A 17,314-nucleotide genomic window follows, 5' to 3' on the forward strand; every position below is an offset into this window, starting at 1 on the left:
CTATGAGAACAACAAATTTAGGATTCCCAAGAATTGGCAGTAAAAGAGAACTAAAAAAAGCCGTTGAAAGATACTGGAAAGGAACTTTAGATGAAGCTCAACTTTTAGCCGAAGCAAAAGAGATTCGTCTATCAAATTGGACTTTACAAAAAGAAAATCAAATTGATATAATTCCATCCAATGATTTTTCTCTTTATGATCAAGTGCTTGATTTAGCATTTACGGTTGGTGCTATTCCTCAACGTTTTAAAACTTTACAACAGCAAGGCAATCTTTCTACTATTGACCTTTATTTTGCTATGGCTAGAGGTTTTCAAAAAAATGGTTTAGATGTAAAAGCCTTGAGTATGAAAAAGTGGTTCGATACAAACTACCACTACATCGTTCCAGAATTTACCAAAGACCAAGATTTTTCTCTCTTCTCTTCTAAAGTAATTAATGAATTTAAAGAAGCGTTAGCCATAGGAATAAAAACAAAGCCTGTACTTATTGGTCCTGTTACTTTTCTGCTTCTTGGTAAAGCTAAAAATGACGATTTTAATTGCCTTGATTTATTAGATAAGCTACTTCCTGTTTATGCTGATTTATTAAACGAATTAAATAAATTAGGTGCTGAATATGTACAGTTCGATGAACCTTGTCTAGCATTAGATAGTAGTCCTATTATTAGAAAGAAAATCATTACTGCATACAATTACTTTGCACAAAAAACACCAAAATTAAAGCTCTTCTTGGCCAACTATTTTGATTGTTATGGAGACAATCTTTCTACTGTTTTGCAATTGCCAATACATGCCTTACATGTAGATGTTACTCGTTGTGGCGAACAAATAAATGATATTTTTTCTACTGAGGATATTCCAACTACACTTCATTTTTCTGTTGGAACAATTGATGGGAGAAATATCTGGAAAAACGACTATAAAAAGTCTCTCCAAACACTATCTACCGTTATTAATAAAGTAGGAAAGGAACGTATTTATATCGCTCCTTCATGTTCTCTTTTACACGTTCCTTGTGATCTAAATTTGGAAACGGAAACATCTAAAATAAATCAAAATATACTTCCTTGGTTATCATTTGCTACACAAAAACTAGCAGAGCTTTCTACATTAAAGCAACTTATTTTATCAAATGATTATCTAAATGAAGAAAGCTATATTATCAATCAAAATACATTGCAAAAACGTAGTGAATCTACTATAATTCATCAACCTAAAGTAAAAGAAAGGGTACATCAATTAACACTTAAAGATGCACAGCGAAACCACATTTTTAAAACACGAAAAATACTCCAAACAGCGGCTTTAGATTTACCACTATATCCAACTACTACAATTGGATCATTTCCACAAACAAAAGAGGTAAGACAATGGAGAGCTGCATTTAAAAAAGGCAACTTATCTGCTCAAGAATATCAAAGTAAATTAGAAGAAGAGACGAAAAGAACTATTTCGCTTCAAGAAGAAATAGGTTTAGATGTTCTTGTACATGGAGAGTTTGAAAGAAACGATATGGTAGAATATTTTGGAGAACAGCTAGATGGGTTTACTTTTTCTAGTTTTGGATGGGTTCAAAGTTATGGTAGTAGATGTGTAAAACCTCCAATAATTTTTGGAGATGTTTCTCGTTCAAATCCTATGACTGTTGCATGGACTAAATATGCACAAAACTGTACCGATAAACATGTTAAAGGAATGCTTACAGGTCCGGTAACTATCTTACAATGGTCTTTTGTTAGAGATGACCAACCAAGAAGTGAAACATGTACGCAAATTGCGTTAGCCATTAGAGACGAAGTCCTAGATTTAGAAAGTGCATGCATTAAAATTATTCAGATTGATGAACCTGCCATTCGAGAGGGTTTACCACTCAGAACTGCAGATTGGTCTGCTTATTTACAATGGGCTGTTAATGCTTTTAAGGTAAGTAGTTGTGGTGTAAAAGATGAGACACAAATACATACACATATGTGTTATTCTGAATTTAATGATATTATAAAAAGTATTGCTGATTTAGATGCCGATGTAATTACTATTGAATGCTCACGTTCACAAATGGATCTTTTAAATGCTTTCTCCTCATTTAATTACCCTAATGATATTGGGCCTGGTATTTATGATATTCATAGCCCAAGAGTACCATCAAAATACGAAATGGTTGATTTAATCGACAAAGCAAAGCGCCATATCCCTGCCGAACAATTATGGGTAAATCCAGATTGTGGTTTAAAAACTAGAGATTGGCCAGAAACAAAAAAAGCATTAGAAAAAATGGTTGAAGCAGCAGTTACAGCTCGAAAACTATTTACAGTCTTAGCATAAAATAAATTGAGCAGTCTTAGTTTTTGTACCTCTAAGACTGCTCTTTTTTATTTTAAAGAGCTCGGATAAATTCTGCTAAATTTACGTCTTTGTTTAGGTTCAGCTTCTTTCTTAATCTGTATCTTGAAGTGTTAGCACTCTCTGCAGAAATCCCTAAAAGTTTTGCCATTTCTTTAGTTGTAAAATCTAATTTTATTAAAGCACATATTCTTAAATCATAGGGTTTTAGATTAGGATATTGAGAACACAGAACTTTATAAAATTCTTTATTTACAGCATTAAAACGAGTTTCAAAAGCTAACCAACTTTGGTCTTTATTTAAATCAATTTCTTTAATTAACCTTTTAATATCTATCAACTTATTTTCTTGATATAAAAAGGTTAATTTATCTTTTATAGACACAAGTAATTCATCTTTAGCTACTAACTGTAATGTCGATCCTGTTAATTCTTTATTCTTAACAGCCATTATTTCTGTATTACTTTTCACCTCTAAAATACGTTGTTGTTGTAATAATAAACGCTCTGCTTTGTGCTTATTCCTAATTGTTCTTGCCCATACCATAGCAATTATGACTATTAATAATATGGAGGTAATTAGAAGAATCGTTTTTAAAAACCAGATTTTTTCATCTTGTTTAAGTTGATGTAAAGTTTGTTTTAATTGTAGCGTTTTTTGTTCTTCTTGTACTTTTCTGTATTTATCTTTTATCTCAAATAAAAACTGATTTTTAGTGCTTTTACTACTATACAAATGCTCTTCTAAAGTAAGAGCGTAAAATAAATAAGAAGTAGCATTACTTTGTTGTTTTAAAGCTGTGGAATTAGAAGATAGTTTTTTATAAATATCAGGAATAAAATTTAAATGTTTTCTGTAACTTTTTGCTGCTTTTATTGCTAACAAATAATAAGAAGTGCTCCTTTTAAATTGTTGCATTCCTTTATATAAATCGCCTAATAAAGAATAATACACAACTGTGTAAGCTGGAGTAGTAGATTTTATTTCATCTTCTAAAGGCAATAATATATATTCTGCTCTTTTATATTTCCTTTCTAGAATATTCAAATAGCCTTCTTCTGCATCTATAAAGAGTACATTTTTTTTCTGAAAAAAAGCTAATTTTCTACTTTTTTCTAAATAAGATCTTGCCGCTTTTACATTGTTTTCATAACGGTAATGTACTGCAATCTGAAAATAGTTTGATCTTAGGCCTTGTATATACTTCTTATTTTTATTTACTAATTCTTGATGAATAACCAATGCCTTCATATAATATATTAAGGCATCTTCTCTCCTTTCGTACAAACTATATAAAATACCTAAACCAATATAACTTCTGGCAGTAGCTTCTCTTTCATGTATCTGGTCTGCTAATAATAATGCATCCCAATAATAAGAGTACGCTTTCTCATAATTTACCTGATTACAATACACCCCTCCCAATTTATTAAAGGCATTTACGATCCCTAAAGTATCATTATTTCTGAGGCTTTCTGCTGCAATTTTTTCTTGATTTATTATCAACTCATTTAGTTCTAAATCTTTCGATTTATTAAAAATAAGACTCCATTCATTATTTATTTCAGAAAGTAAAACAGTTGTGTTCTGTGCTTCTGAATTTGTAAATAAAAAGAATATCAAAAAAATGACTGAAGCTAATTTAAAAATCACTTTGTCTATAGTCGTCATAATAAAAAAGTTTGCTTTACCCCTTAAATATGAGAAAATTAAGAGGTTTGTACAGTAAATTTTCACTAAAAACATTCTCCTGTCTATATCTAGTCTATATACAACTTACAGAAGTAACATATTTTATACACCATATTTGAGATATCCAAACAAAAAAATCTCATCGGTTAACTTACTTTTTAAATGAATATAGACTATAAAATAAACTCTTGTTTACTTCTACTCTTATGCTTGTTATTTTCTTGTAAAGTAGACATGCCACAAGATGTAGCCTTGGCTTACGAACAGCTTCCTGAGGAACTAAATTTTAATACTGATATAAAGCCAATCTTATCAGATAAATGTTTTGCTTGCCATGGACCAGATAAAGGTAAAATATTGGGAGGTTTACAATTACACACTCCTTCTACTGCTTACCAAGAATTATCAGAGTCGCCAGGCAAGTATGCTATTATTCCGGGTAATGTTGTGGCCAGCGAAATTTATCATCGTATTCTATCAGACGATCCAGAAGTAGTTATGCCTACTCCAAATTTTAACTTAACGTTATCTCCTAAAGAAAAAGCTACTCTTATCAAATGGATAGAAGAAGGAGCTGAATACCAACCTCACTGGGCATTTATGCCAATAGCTAAACAAGACGTTCCTGATATTGAAAATGATGAAAAAATCTATAACGAAATAGATAACTTTATTATTGCTCGGTTAGAACGAGAAGAACTATCTCCTAGTCCAGAAGCCAATAAAGAACTATTGTTAAGAAGAGTTTCTTTAGACTTAACAGGGTTACCACCAACTATAGCAGAAATTAATGCTTTTAAACTTGATTTAAGTAAAGGTGCTTACAAAAAGCAAGTAGAGCGTTTACTCGCTTCTCCTCATTATGGAGAAAAGATGGCTTCGGATTGGTTAGATCTTGCTCGTTTTGCAGATACACACGGCTACCAAGCAGATAGAGCTAGAGACATGAGCCCATGGAGAGATTGGGTTATTAATGCGTTTAATACCAATAAACCATACGATCAATTTGTAACGGAACAACTTGCTGGAGATTTAATAGAAAGCCCAACTAGAGAACAAAAAATTGCTACTGCTTTTAACCGTTTACACCCTCAGAATATGGAAGGAGGTATTGTAGACGAAGAGTTTAGAGTAGAATATGTAGCAGATAGAGCTTCTGTGGTTGGGCAAGGTGTAATGGGGTTAACTTTTGCCTGTGCAAGGTGTCATGACCATAAATATGATCCTATCTCTCAGAAGAATTTTTATGAGTTGTATAGCTTTTTTAATAATGTAAATGAAACAGGACAAATTTCATGGGACCCTTCTGATATGCCTGTTCCAAATATGTTATTACCAACAGTAGAACAAGAACAAAAAATCAACTTTCTAAAAGAATCCATTAACCAGACAATAACTAAAAAAGAAGATCATATAATACGTGAGGAAAGTACAATGGAAGAGTGGATTACTAATAATGAATATCAAAAAATTAGTTTATCTGCTTATAAAAAAGGAAAAGTAGCTCACTTTAATTTAGATAATCACCTTACTAATTCAATAAGAAAAGGTTACGGTAAAATGGATAGACAATTTAGTCCAAAAGAAACCCCTCACTTTACAGCTGGTAAAAAAGGATACGGTTTATTAATGGACGGAGATGCATGGCTAGATCTTAAACCTGTGGGTACTTATAAAAGAAGCGATTCATTTACAATTGGCTTATGGGTAAATATACCAAAAGAATTAAAAGAAGGTGTCATTTTTCATAAAAATAAAGGTTATCGTTTACATAGTTTAAAAGGATATCACCTCTATTTAGTTGATAATAAATTAGAAATTGTAATGGCACATACTTGGCCAGAAAATGCAATTATAAGAAGGTCTACAATCAAAATACCTAAAGAAAAATGGACACATTTAGCAATGACATACGATGGTTCTAGTAAGGCAAAAGGAATACAACTTTACATGGATGGAGTACCAATACAATTAATTACAGAGAAAGATAATTTATACAAAGAAATAATTTTTAATAACTACGAAGACATTATCTACAGTAAAGCGATTGAACCCGGTTTAAAAATTGGAGGCCGATGGAGAGGATTAGGTATAAAGAATGCTAAAATTGATGACATAGCTGTATATAGCAGAGAATTAACGGCTCTTGAAATAATGGAATGGGCAACTCCAAAAGCGGCAAGTAAACTATTAAGAACAAATAATGAGGTACTTTCTACTACTCAGAAAAATGTTTTAACTGCACACTATTTTTCACAATTATCACCTGATTATAAAGAGATAACAGTTACGCTAGCAGAAGAACAAAAGCAGCTTTCACTTGCTATGGAAGATGTACAACAAATGATGGTTATGAAAGAAATGGATACATTACGTCAGGCATTTGTTCTTAAACGCGGGCAATATGATGCTCATGGAGATTCTGTTTTTCCAAACACACCAGAATTTCTTCCTCCATTTTCAAAAGAGTTCCCAAAAAACCGCCTTGGGTTAGCAAAATGGTTGATGATGGATGAACACCCTCTTACAGCACGAGTAGCTGTAAACCGTTATTGGCAAATTTACTTTGGTAGAGGTATTGTAAATACCACCGAAGATTTTGGTAACCAAGGAGAGTTACCAAGCCATAGTAAATTGTTGGATTGGCTAGCCTTATCATTTATTGAAAGTGGATGGAACATAAAAGCTTTACAAAAGAAAATTGTACTCTCGTCAACTTACCGCCAAAGTTCTTATTGTAGTGATAAACTTAGGAAAAAAGATAAAGAAAATATTTTACTTGCTCGGGGTCCTGCGTTACGATTAACAAGCGAAATGATGCGTGATAATGCACTTGTGGCAAGTAATTTAATTACTAAAAAAGTAGGCGGAAAAAGTGTAAAACCATATCAGCCAAAAGGATTGTGGGCAATGAATGCCATGATATACAATCAATCCACAGGAGATGATTTATATAGAAGGTCTATTTATACATTCTGGAAACGAACAATACCTAACCCTACTTTACAAACTTTTGATCAGCCAGAAAGAAGTGAATGTTCTGTTAAACGTCAGAAAACTAATACCCCACTACAAGCTTTAGTTGTTTTAAATGATCCTACTTATGTGGAGGCCTCAAGAAAAATTGGTGAACAAATTACTAAATCACCTTCTCTTTCTGAAGGAATAAAACTAGCATACATGGCGCTTACAGGTAAAGAAATCACGCCTAATGAATTAAAAATTCTAATAGCCCTACAACAAAAGCAATATCAAAAATTTAAAGAGAATAAAGACAAAGCAAAAGGGTGGTTAACAGTAGGTGAATACCGTGTTGACAAATCTCTTGATACTAGCTATGTAGCTGCAAATACAATTGTAGCAAGTGTTATTATGAACTCTGATGCTACAATTACTAAACGATAAACACATTTAATTCAATACTCATGGGACATCACGATAGATTACGATCAAACGATAGAAATTTACAGAAAGAAGAGGTAAAAATGGACCGTCGACACTTTCTTACCAAAGCTTCTTTAGGGTTAGGTGCCGCTGCTCTTGGTTCTTTATTAAGTACTGAAAGCATTTTTGGAAAAAGTAAACCTTCTAGTGATATTTTAGGAGATGGTACTCCACAATTACCTCACTTTATGCCAAAAGCAAAACGGGTAGTCTATTTATTTCAGAGCGGAGGTCCTTCTCAATTCGAAACTTTTGATTACAAACCTAAGCTTACAGATATGTTTGGGCAAGACTTACCTGCCTCTGTAAGAGGAAAACAAAGATTAACAGCTATGAGTGCTTCTCAGTCTTCATTACCTATTGCTCCTTCAATTTATAAGTTCGATCAATATGGCGAGTCAAGGGCTTGGGTTAGTGAACTAATGCCACATACAGCCAAAATGGTAGACGATATGTGTTTTATCAAATCAATGTATACGGAGCAAATTAACCACGATCCTGCTATTACTTTTTTTCAAACAGGACATCAACTTCCAGGTAGACCATCTATAGGTTCTTGGTTAAGTTATGGGTTGGGTTCAGACAATAAGAATTTGCCAAATTTTATTGTTCTAGTATCTAAAAATAGTGGTGGACAACCTCTATATTCTCGTCTTTGGGGAAATGGCTTTTTACCTACCGAACATCAAGGAGTTCAGTTTAGATCTGGTAAAGACCCGGTTCTATTTTTAAATAATCCAGAAAATTATGATGGTGACGATAGGGCTGAAATGCTTGATTATCTAAAAGATTTAAATGAAGTACAAAATACAGCATACGGAGACCCCGAAGTAAATGCTAGAATCTCACAATATGAAATGGCATACAGAATGCAAACCTCTGTACCTGAAGTAACAGATATGTCGGATGAGCCCGATGACGTTTTTGAAATGTATGGAGAAGATGCAAGAGAGCCCGGAACATATGCTGCCAATTGTTTAATGGCAAGACGCTTATTAGAAAAAGATGTGAAATTTATTCAGCTATATCATAAAGGTTGGGATCAACATGTACATCTTCCAAGTGGAATTAAAAGCCAGTGTCAAAATACAGATCAAGCTACTGCTGCACTTTTAAAAGATTTAAAACAACGTGGTTTATTAGAAGATACGTTAGTGATATGGGGTGGTGAATTTGGGCGAACAGTCTATTCTCAAGGTAAATTAACAGCCAATAATTATGGTAGAGACCACCATCCAAGGTGTTTTACTATGTGGATGGCTGGCGCAGGTGTAAAACCCGGATTTACCTATGGAGAAACTGACGATTTTAGCTACAATATTGTAAAAGATCCTGTTCATGTTCACGATTTTCATGCTACACTAATGCACCTTACGGGAGTGGATCATGAGAAACTAACATTTAAACATCAAGGAAGAAGATTTAGATTAACAGATGTACATGGTAAGGTTATAAAAGACATTCTTACCTAAAACCAGAAACTATCAATAATGAATACAAGAAGGAACTTTATAAAAAATACCGTCAAGGTAATTGGTGCTTCAGCTATTATACCCACTTTTAGTTTTAATGCCATCAGGAGTAAAAAAGCAAAAAAAGAAGTGATACTTGGACATGGAAATTATCAATATAAACTAAATAGAGATTGGGCAAAAATAAGCACTGTTAGAAACCCTATACTCAACTGCCATGAAATGGTAATGGATAGAAAAGGAAGGTTAATAATGATAGGAGATCATACAGATAACAACATTATGATTTTTGATAAATCTGGCAAATTATTAGACTACTGGGGCACTGCTTATCCAGGTGGACATGGATTGACCCTTTCTAAAGAAGGAGAAGAAGATTTTCTATTTTTAACGGACTCGGGATGGTTTATTGACAAAACAGGAAAATGGATTAAGCACAACGGTAGAGTAACAAAAACCACAACAGATGGACGCGTAATTTTTGATATTGGACACCCACAAACTATTGGACTCTATAAAGAAGGCGAAAGTTTCTGTCCTACTGAAGTAGCCGTAGGACCAAATGGAGATATTTATGTTGCTGATGGTTATGGGCAGGATTACATTATCCAATATTCTGCTAAAGGAGAATATATACGTCATTGGGGTGGACATGAAAATAGCAATAAAAACTACAATTTAAATAATGCACATGGGGTTGCTATTGATTATAGAGATAAAAGCAACCCTGTAGTTGTCTGTACATCTAGAAACGATAACGCATTTAAGTTTTTCACTTTAGACGGTAAATATATCCGTACATTAATCCTCCCTAATATGTATGTCTGCCGGCCTGTATTTGATGACAATAACTTGTATAGTGGCGTTTGTTGGTCGCAACCCAAAGGAGAAAAATTTGATTGGAAAGCTCACACTGGTTTTGTTACTGTTTTAGAGGGAGACAAAGTAGTTTCTAACCCTGGTGGAACGCCTCCAATTTATAAAGGAAAAGAGCTTCAAAAATCGTATCAGTTAGAAGATAAGCCTATCTATCATGGTCATGATATTTGCATTGATGAAGACAAAAATCTTTATGTATGCCAATGGAATGCAAATAAAACAGGTCCATTAAAATTAGAACGTGTATAGTTTGTTTTATCAATTTGATTAAAAAAATTAGTATGGAAAATTCTAATATAATACTCTTCTTTGGTCGGTTTCATCCGTTAATTGTTCACTTACCAATTGGCTTTTTAGTAATAGCAATTTGTTTTGAAATAGCAGATAGATTCCGTCTTGTAAAAGGGCTAAAACCTGCTGTATCTTTTGCATTATTAATAGGTACATTATCTGCAATTACAGCAACCATTATTGGTTTCATGTTAGCTACTAGTGGAGACTATAATGCGGAAATGCTTGCTATACATAAATGGGCTGGTATTGCTACAACTGTAATTTCTGGAGCTGCTTACTTAATAAGCGTCGACTACCTAAAAATACCTAACTATAAGGTATACAGAATTGTTCTTTTTGCCATAATTATAGGGTTAAGTATTACAGGACATATGGGAGGAAACATGACGCACGGATCAGATTACCTTACCTATTACATGCCATTTAAACCTAAAGTAATAGATCTAATGGTACGACCACAATTAACAAGTTTGGAGAATGCCCAAGTATTCGGAGACCTTGTTCATCCCATTATAAGCACCAAATGTAAAAGTTGTCATAATGATGAAAAAAAGAAAGGTCTATTATCATTTAGTAGTATTGAAAGCTATCTAAAAGGTGGCAAAAGTGGTAACTTACTAGTTGCAGGTAATCCATTAAAAAGTGATTTATTCCATAGAATAACTCTTAATGAACACGATAATGATGTAATGCCTCCAAAAGGAAAAACACCACTTACACCTCAAGAAATTTCAATTTTAAAATTTTGGATAGCCAATGCAAATTCAAGTTTTGATACACTTTTAAGTGATATGGAAGTAACCGAAGATGTACTTCTTGCTGCTCAAAATGTTTCGGGATTATATAAGGAGAAAAAAGTTAAGTTAGCCAATATCGAGCTCCAAGTGATTGATTCTTTACGCAATTATGGTTTTGAAATCAGAGAATTGGTAGTTGGCTCAAATAGTTATGATGTAAGCTTACAGGCTTCCTCTTTTAATCAAAAACACATAAATCGCTACTTAAAAAAGTTAGTTGTAATTAAAAACAATGTTCTTTGGCTCTCTTTAGAAAACTGTGGTTTATCAAATGATAATTTATCATACCTGGGTGGTTTTCATCAATTACAAAAATTAAAAATTGCTAGGAATAAAATTGATGACAACGGAATACATCATCTTAAAGGCTTAAAGAAATTGGAAAGTATAAATTTATATCAAACTAAGATTACCAAAGTTGGACTTTCTAAACTTTCAGCACTACCAAAATTAAAACGTATCTATATTTGGGGTACCCCTATTAATAAAAAAGAAGCCACTTTAGTGGCAAGAACAAATAAAAATTTAAAGATTATCGGTATATAGATAAAGAACGATATCAGTTTTATTCTGGTATCGCTCTTTAAATTATTTCCCTAAAATACTTTCCTTAAATGTCTTCTTCTGAGAACCATCTGCTCTTAATCCCTTTACCGTATGCGACGATTCTTTATTTACATTTACAGACTTACTTTTCCATTGAATACAAACATTGTTTCCGAGTAGTAAATCCCACTCCTGATTGTTATAGACTACCCTCCTATTCTCATCTACAAAAAGGTAATATTTTGTCTGAGTATCCATGTTTCTTTTATCACTTACAAAAGTAAGATAACGCCCTTCTATATTTTCAAACTTTACCTGCAAGGTATCTTCACTAATTTGATGTATAAAACCTGTTGCTCCTTTCTTAATTACAAGGCGATCTATAACATCTCCATTCTCAAAAATTATATCGCCAACAGCATTTTCTTTTACGGTAGAATCCGTACTCACTAACCTCTTTAAAGAAACCTCTTGAGAAGTATAAAACACCACCTTAGATAAATCTGCTTCCATGTATTTCAATTCATTTTGATCGTCTATTGTAAATGCTTCTTTTTTAATAAACAGGCTAGAGACTTTATCTTTAAACTGTGCAGATGCACTAGTTAGAGAAGTTAATAATAAAGCGATAGTTAATAACTTTTTCATATAAAAATGATTCGTTGAGTATTTAAGTTTGATTACTTATCTATGACTTACGTCAAAAATTGAACGATTGATTAATTATTTTCTAATTTTTAACAACTAGAATTACACTACACATTGTTATGTTTTTCTTTTATTAAATCTTAACGAAAAAACAATTATAATTCTTTTGAGCATTAACACTAAACACTCACTAAAAATACATTAACAAACGTTATAAAATGCAATAAATGAAAACCTATTCACTTTTAATTCCGAATACCTAACTAACAGAATGCTCTTAACGATCGATCTAACAAAACAGAGCTGCTTAATTATTTCTCAAACTAAAACCCCAAAATGTTATGTCAACATTAAATCTTAAAGAAGTGGTCAACACTTCAACACTAGGAAAATTTGTCTCTTCTGCTACAGAGTTACAATTTGTAATTGATGAATTAAGAGAAACATTCAGAACTTTTGAATACAAAAGTGTAAGAGATGAAATACAAACCTCTAACCAAATAGAGAGAAGAACGGAGTTAGAAACTAAACCACTCTGCACTGAAAGTGCAGAGGTTTGGGGGTAGGACTGAAAGTCCTACGCTCACTTCCTCTTATTCCAACATGAAGTTGGAATTATCGTCCATATCGCTCCTATGATGTTCTAAATAGTCGTTGACCATTTCGTCTGTAATGTTACCTGTACTCCAAGCGCCGTAACCTCCTGCCCAAAAATGCTTACCCCAATACCTTTTTCCTAAACTAGGATATTCTTGTTGAAGTAACCTTGAAGTTCGACCTTTCATACGTTTCAAAATATCACTAAGACTTTTAGTCGGAGGGTACTCTATATGGATATGAACATGATCTTTACTTACAACTCCTTTTAGGATCTCAATACCTTCTGCTTCACAAATTTGAATGAGAAGAGATCTACATCGTTTTTGAATATCTCCTTCTAGAACTTGATAACGATATTTAGTCGCAAAAACTATATGGACGGTCAACCTAGTCACTGTATGATGACCTTTTCTATACTCATGTGTCATAATACTCAGAATGTAGTAGATTTTTTCGAAATACTAAAGTTCTGCACTGAAAGTGCAGGGTTTTAAACCCATTTATGAGACCAATAAATTAACCTCCCTTCAGAACGAAGTAAGTAAGAATAACCGTATTATTTCTGTTTTGGATAGTGTTATTGATGCAGAAGAAATAACCGTTATTGAAATTAAGAACGAGAAAATTTCTGCTACTATTAGCGATACTCAAAATAAGTTGAGCCTTGATGCTGAAACAAACGTAACCTCTTTATTTAAAGTAATAGAGGTGGAAGGTTTAAAAACAAGGGCTTTGGCTATAGTAGAAGTATTTTCTGAATTATTTTCTTTTGGAGATACTCAGGGATGGTCGTATAACGACTATGGTTTAAAAACTGTTTAGTTCTTATTTTTAATTCAGAGAAATCAGGTCGAAAGGCCTGATTTTTTTTAGCTTATAAAATTTATGAGAAACCTTAATTTCAGACAACGTGTTTTAATAGAAACCTGTGTAAAACAAAATTACTCCTTTGCTTTTATTGGCCGTTTAATTGGCGTTGCTTCATCTACAATATCTCGTGAGATAAAACGTAATACAGCCGTTGGTGAAAAATATTGTGCTCATTTAGCCCATAGGCTAGCCTATGCTAGAAAAATTGTAGCAGGCAGCCAAAGAAAAAGCCGTTATGTATTTTTTTATAGGAAAAAGAAATACGTTTTGTACGCAGACCGCAGAGAAATAGTTTGGTATAGTGATTCTAAAACACAAAGAAAAGAGTATCCAGATAGTATACCTTACAGATGGGTAAAAAGGCGGTTTAAACCCGTGAAATTCTACCAAGAAAGATTAGGTTTACGTCCTATGTTTCATTTCAAAGATTTCTGGCACCTACTTGATGAACTCTTAGCACACAATCAGCGTAAAATTGCTTTTAATAGGAGAACTCAAATTTCTATTAACCAATCAATCACAACACCATCTTCTTCAACTTTCGAAATTGTTTCTACAAAAGAAATCAAGAAGGCCGCCTAGTGCCCAATTATTTAAAAGTGATACAAACAGTTCCTACTTCTTACAACTTCATTCCTTTCTACTCCAAAAAATAGTACGAATCCACACAACAAACCGTTCATCAGTTTATTTTTTTGTCCAATTTTTAAAATTAGAGAAGAGCGTTGCAATTGCTCACGATTTACTTTCAAAAAACATATTGAAATTGCTCACAAATTTTAAAAAATATTCTCTAGATATTTTGATTTACATCACTTTATTAACAACTTACGATAGTTAATAAACAGACTCTTCAAAAGACTAAAACTATATTTTTTCCTTATAAGAATACTCTATTAACAATTGGATAAACGTAAAAAATATAATGTGCAAAAAAAATATCCTACAACTTTTATGGTAGGATATTAATATATACTTGTATTTATCGCCTTATTCACAGAAATAAAACAGAAATAAACGCAAAATATATAAACGGTAATACGTTTGTATATTGTTATAGCCAATATAGTATACAGAAAGCAAATGAGAGGAAAAGAATTGAAATTATGGACCAAGTCTAAAAAACTTAAATTGACAAAAGTTGAAAGTTTTGACTATTGGTTAAATTTTATATTTCACCTAGTGTTTGTTCTTGGAATAGGATATGGCTTGTATAAGGGGTTCGTCAAAGGAACTCATGATTTTATTTCAGTTTTGTTTTTATTTAGTGTAATTGCATTGATAGCTTGGCTTTTTATACGAAAACTAGTAGGACTGAAATTAGATGTTTACGAATCTAATTTGTCTCCAGAGCAATTTAAACAAGCAAATCAGGCTTGTGCAATGTCAAATGAGTGGGGAGTAATTTCGAATAGGAAAGACTATTTCTCAGCAATAAAACACACAGATTGGAGTTGGGAAGGATTAAAAATTACGGCAATTCTCAAAAATGGAAAGCTATATATAAATAGTATTGCTAGTTCGTCATATCGTTCAAGCCCAATTACATTTGGACAGAACACAAAGAACAAAATAGAACTACTCAGACAATATCAATCTATCCTGAATGGAGAAAATGTAATAGAGAGGGTTAAGAAAGAAAGAAGTGAAAAAGAAGTAGAGTTTTGGAATAAACCTGAATGGACATTGACTGGAAGTATTAAGCGTATTATGTTGTACCTTTTTTCAATTTTATTCGTAATAATAGCATTTTTTGGGATTTTAGAAGGTGGAATAGAAGGGCTTATTTTGGGAATTACATTACTATCCACTAGTTTAACTTATATTATTTCAGATATTATGATACTAAAAGTGAAGAAAAATAAAAGGCTATAACATCAACTAAATTAGCATATCGGCCGACACGTCCTCTACGCAATTTAGTCAGTGCGTTGTGGTGCATAAAAAAAACGATGAAGTACAAAAATTACAAATCGACAATTCACAATTTCACTCACTCTTTCATTAGCATTGACTACATGAAAAGTGGATGTCTTGCTGCAAATGTTTTGATTGACTTGTACAACCTCGAACTTGAAACCAAATCGATTTTTGATTTCATTAATCAGACCATTCAATCCGATAATGAAGAATCTAAAGAAAGTAGACAGTTAATTAATGATTATGTGGAATGGCTTCCCCAACACTTTGAAAATCACAACTGTGACTTGAGCAAATTGGAGAGATTGGAAACAACGATTTGGACTGACTTTAACAGAGCATTTTCGCCACCAAGTATGAATGACTCTATTGAATTTACAGTTAATGCATTGACAAAATGGAAAGCTGATGGACGAGATGAAGAAACTATTGAAATTTCACAGACTGAGTTGATAAATAAGAACTTTTTAAAAACGGGAATCCCCGAAATCAAATGAAATTTGGACTGCTATCAATATTGCTAACAACAAATGTGTTTGCGACAATTGATTATCTAGTAGTGAATCACTATACAAAACAATTGTATTGGGCAGAAACGGATCACCCACCTGGGTTTATTGGATGGGAAGGTGTTGGGGAAGTTTTTGATATTAAAGAACAAAAGTATTTAGCTTCAGACTACACTTATACCGAAAACCCATATTTGATTGAAGAAGTAATTTTGGCTGTAATTATTCTGCTCACTCTAACTTATTTGATACTAAGAAATAAAAAAAGGAAAGACGCCCTACAACACCATATATAGCAAATAGGGCGTTCAGTGGTTTACGAAAGTTCAGAACTACTAACCAACCCCGCCAAATGTAAAAATTTGGCTTTTAAAAAATGACAAAATTAAAAACAAAATATTTACATTTGGCTCAGTGCAACCCTGAAAGCTTATTGCTTTCTACTGCCCTACTTGCCATATACTAAACGTTACCACAAATAATCCAATGAAAGTGATTGAAGATAAAAACTTATATCCTGATGAGAAAACTCCTCTACTGAACCACTATTCTGATTTTGATAGTGTGTACATAGCTTTATTGCCTTTTTTTAAACTTTATAGAGAAAATTATTCATCGTTTAGTTCAAAAAAAATAGCAACGATTGATGATATTAACGACATAGAGGATGAAGAAATAATAAATATTTTAAAAACATCAAATACCGTTATTTACGCATCAAATGATGACTATCCTAACAATGAAGAAATACTAGAAAAAGGTATAATTGTAACGTGGTCTGAAATAATCTCCAATACAAAGATACAGAACAATAGAGATTTAAATAAAGCATTAATGACCTCAATTGGAGGTTATAAAAAAAAGTTGCAGCGAGAAGATTTACTAGAAATTTTAAATAATCATACCATTAACAATGAGATATGGCATCCGACCGAAGGTTTATTTGACACCTTTAGTATTTCATTGATATATAAACTTTTAATTCATATAAATATTAAAAGTGTTATAATAGAAGATGAAACATATGAAAATTCGAGAACAATTGACATTCAAACACTTACTGAAAAAGAATTTCAAGAAATGATTAACAGTGATGATTACTATATTTATACAGATGACAAATCATTGCTGTTTTCTATTAGTTGGGATTTTTTCTTCTTTTTTATAGCCATAAATGAAAATGTAATCTCTAAAGAACTTGTAGAAAATATATTTGAGGGTTTTTGGGCTAATGAAAAAACGAATCATTTATGGACATGGAAAGAAGGTGAAATGGAAAAAATATTAAATACATAAAATT

General features: G+C 32.5%; 15 protein-coding genes. 12 read left to right on the forward strand and 3 right to left on the reverse strand.

All coding sequences use genetic code 11. The annotated features are described in order from the left end of the window. Positions 1 to 2: 2 nt before the first annotated feature. A complete protein-coding gene (metE, locus tag EI427_RS12915) occupies positions 3 to 2,324 on the forward strand; it encodes a 5-methyltetrahydropteroyltriglutamate--homocysteine S-methyltransferase (protein WP_126615276.1) in 2,322 nt (773 codons plus the stop codon). Positions 2,325 to 2,376: 52 nt separating this feature from the next. Here the strand turns inward: metE and EI427_RS12920 are convergent, their stop codons facing one another. Beyond that, positions 2,377 to 4,014 (reverse strand): transcriptional regulator, encoded by a 1,638-nt coding sequence (locus tag EI427_RS12920; RefSeq protein WP_170178459.1) that lies wholly within the window; start codon positions 4,012 to 4,014, stop codon positions 2,377 to 2,379. Positions 4,015 to 4,197: 183 nt separating this feature from the next. On the opposite strand from EI427_RS12920, the gene EI427_RS12925 reads away from it, so the two are divergent. Genes EI427_RS12925 through EI427_RS12940 form a run of 4 tightly spaced genes read left to right on the forward strand, consistent with a single transcriptional unit; the run spans position 4,198 to position 11,467 of the window. Then, positions 4,198 to 7,440, forward strand: a complete 3,243-nt coding sequence (locus EI427_RS12925; protein WP_126615280.1) for a DUF1553 domain-containing protein — start codon at positions 4,198 to 4,200, stop codon at positions 7,438 to 7,440. Positions 7,441 to 7,460: 20 nt separating this feature from the next. After that, positions 7,461 to 8,951, forward strand: coding sequence for a DUF1501 domain-containing protein (locus tag EI427_RS12930; RefSeq protein ID WP_126615282.1), 1,491 nt, complete (start codon positions 7,461 to 7,463; stop codon positions 8,949 to 8,951). 18 nt (positions 8,952 to 8,969) lie between these two features. Further along, on the forward strand, positions 8,970 to 10,079 hold the full coding sequence (locus tag EI427_RS12935; protein WP_126615284.1) for an NHL repeat-containing protein: 1,110 nt from the start codon (positions 8,970 to 8,972) through the stop codon (positions 10,077 to 10,079). A gap of 32 nt (positions 10,080 to 10,111) precedes the next feature. Next, the gene (locus tag EI427_RS12940) at positions 10,112 to 11,467 is read left to right on the forward strand and encodes a c-type cytochrome domain-containing protein (RefSeq protein ID WP_126615286.1); all 1,356 of its coding nucleotides are present in this window, start codon (positions 10,112 to 10,114) and stop codon (positions 11,465 to 11,467) included. Between the two features lie 42 nt (positions 11,468 to 11,509). Here EI427_RS12940 and EI427_RS12945 read toward each other — a convergent pair whose 3' ends face one another. Continuing rightward, positions 11,510 to 12,115 carry a hypothetical protein gene (locus EI427_RS12945; RefSeq protein ID WP_126615288.1) on the reverse strand — a complete coding sequence of 202 codons (606 nt, stop codon included), beginning with the start codon at positions 12,113 to 12,115 and terminating at the stop codon, positions 11,510 to 11,512. Positions 12,116 to 12,456: 341 nt separating this feature from the next. Between EI427_RS12945 and EI427_RS12950 the strand changes: the two genes are divergently transcribed. Next, entirely contained in the window at positions 12,457 to 12,681 is a 225-nt protein-coding gene (locus tag EI427_RS12950; protein WP_126615290.1) for a hypothetical protein, read from the forward strand. Between the two features lie 27 nt (positions 12,682 to 12,708). Here the strand turns inward: EI427_RS12950 and tnpA are convergent, their stop codons facing one another. Continuing rightward, the gene (gene tnpA, locus EI427_RS12955; RefSeq protein WP_126615292.1) at positions 12,709 to 13,143 is read right to left on the reverse strand and encodes an IS200/IS605 family transposase; all 435 of its coding nucleotides are present in this window, start codon (positions 13,141 to 13,143) and stop codon (positions 12,709 to 12,711) included. A 52-nt stretch (positions 13,144 to 13,195) separates the two neighbouring features. On the opposite strand from tnpA, the gene EI427_RS12960 reads away from it, so the two are divergent. From EI427_RS12960 to EI427_RS12985, 6 genes are all read left to right on the forward strand, one after another. Then, entirely contained in the window at positions 13,196 to 13,537 is a 342-nt protein-coding gene (locus tag EI427_RS12960) for a hypothetical protein (protein WP_126615294.1), read from the forward strand. Positions 13,538 to 13,600: 63 nt separating this feature from the next. Then, a complete protein-coding gene (locus EI427_RS12965) occupies positions 13,601 to 14,167 on the forward strand; it encodes a helix-turn-helix domain-containing protein (RefSeq protein WP_126615296.1) in 567 nt (188 codons plus the stop codon). A gap of 501 nt (positions 14,168 to 14,668) precedes the next feature. Further along, the gene (locus EI427_RS12970) at positions 14,669 to 15,460 is read left to right on the forward strand and encodes a hypothetical protein (protein WP_126615298.1); all 792 of its coding nucleotides are present in this window, start codon (positions 14,669 to 14,671) and stop codon (positions 15,458 to 15,460) included. A 143-nt stretch (positions 15,461 to 15,603) separates the two neighbouring features. Then, on the forward strand, positions 15,604 to 16,002 hold the full coding sequence (locus tag EI427_RS12975; RefSeq protein ID WP_126615300.1) for a hypothetical protein: 399 nt from the start codon (positions 15,604 to 15,606) through the stop codon (positions 16,000 to 16,002). After that, entirely contained in the window at positions 15,999 to 16,310 is a 312-nt protein-coding gene (locus EI427_RS12980) for a hypothetical protein (protein WP_126615302.1), read from the forward strand. Before EI427_RS12975 ends, EI427_RS12980 begins: the two co-directional genes overlap by 4 nt. A gap of 190 nt (positions 16,311 to 16,500) precedes the next feature. Continuing rightward, a complete protein-coding gene (locus EI427_RS12985; protein ID WP_126615304.1) occupies positions 16,501 to 17,310 on the forward strand; it encodes a DUF2711 family protein in 810 nt (269 codons plus the stop codon). The last annotated feature ends 4 nt before the right edge of the window (positions 17,311 to 17,314 follow it).

The organism is Flammeovirga pectinis (genome assembly GCF_003970675.1).
Classification (GTDB): Bacteria; Bacteroidota; Bacteroidia; order Cytophagales; family Flammeovirgaceae; genus Flammeovirga; species Flammeovirga pectinis.

Excerpts from the sequence above, each read along its gene's own strand:
- tnpA (WP_126615292.1), bottom strand. The coding sequence starts at position 13,143 with ATGACACATGAGTATAGAAAAGGTCATCATACAGTGACTAGGTTGACC.
- EI427_RS12975 (WP_126615300.1), top strand. The coding sequence starts at position 15,604 with ATGAAAAGTGGATGTCTTGCTGCAAATGTTTTGATTGACTTGTACAAC.
- EI427_RS12970 (WP_126615298.1), top strand. The coding sequence starts at position 14,669 with ATGAGAGGAAAAGAATTGAAATTATGGACCAAGTCTAAAAAACTTAAA.
- EI427_RS12980 (WP_126615302.1), top strand. The coding sequence starts at position 15,999 with ATGAAATTTGGACTGCTATCAATATTGCTAACAACAAATGTGTTTGCG.
- EI427_RS12965 (WP_126615296.1), top strand. The coding sequence starts at position 13,601 with ATGAGAAACCTTAATTTCAGACAACGTGTTTTAATAGAAACCTGTGTA.
- EI427_RS12950 (WP_126615290.1), top strand. The coding sequence starts at position 12,457 with ATGTCAACATTAAATCTTAAAGAAGTGGTCAACACTTCAACACTAGGA.
- EI427_RS12985 (WP_126615304.1), top strand. The coding sequence starts at position 16,501 with ATGAAAGTGATTGAAGATAAAAACTTATATCCTGATGAGAAAACTCCT.
- metE (WP_126615276.1), top strand. The coding sequence starts at position 3 with ATGAGAACAACAAATTTAGGATTCCCAAGAATTGGCAGTAAAAGAGAA.
- EI427_RS12935 (WP_126615284.1), top strand. The coding sequence starts at position 8,970 with ATGAATACAAGAAGGAACTTTATAAAAAATACCGTCAAGGTAATTGGT.
- EI427_RS12930 (WP_126615282.1), top strand. The coding sequence starts at position 7,461 with ATGGGACATCACGATAGATTACGATCAAACGATAGAAATTTACAGAAA.
- EI427_RS12920 (WP_170178459.1), bottom strand. The coding sequence starts at position 4,014 with ATGACGACTATAGACAAAGTGATTTTTAAATTAGCTTCAGTCATTTTT.
- EI427_RS12940 (WP_126615286.1), top strand. The coding sequence starts at position 10,112 with ATGGAAAATTCTAATATAATACTCTTCTTTGGTCGGTTTCATCCGTTA.
- EI427_RS12925 (WP_126615280.1), top strand. The coding sequence starts at position 4,198 with ATGAATATAGACTATAAAATAAACTCTTGTTTACTTCTACTCTTATGC.
- EI427_RS12945 (WP_126615288.1), bottom strand. The coding sequence starts at position 12,115 with ATGAAAAAGTTATTAACTATCGCTTTATTATTAACTTCTCTAACTAGT.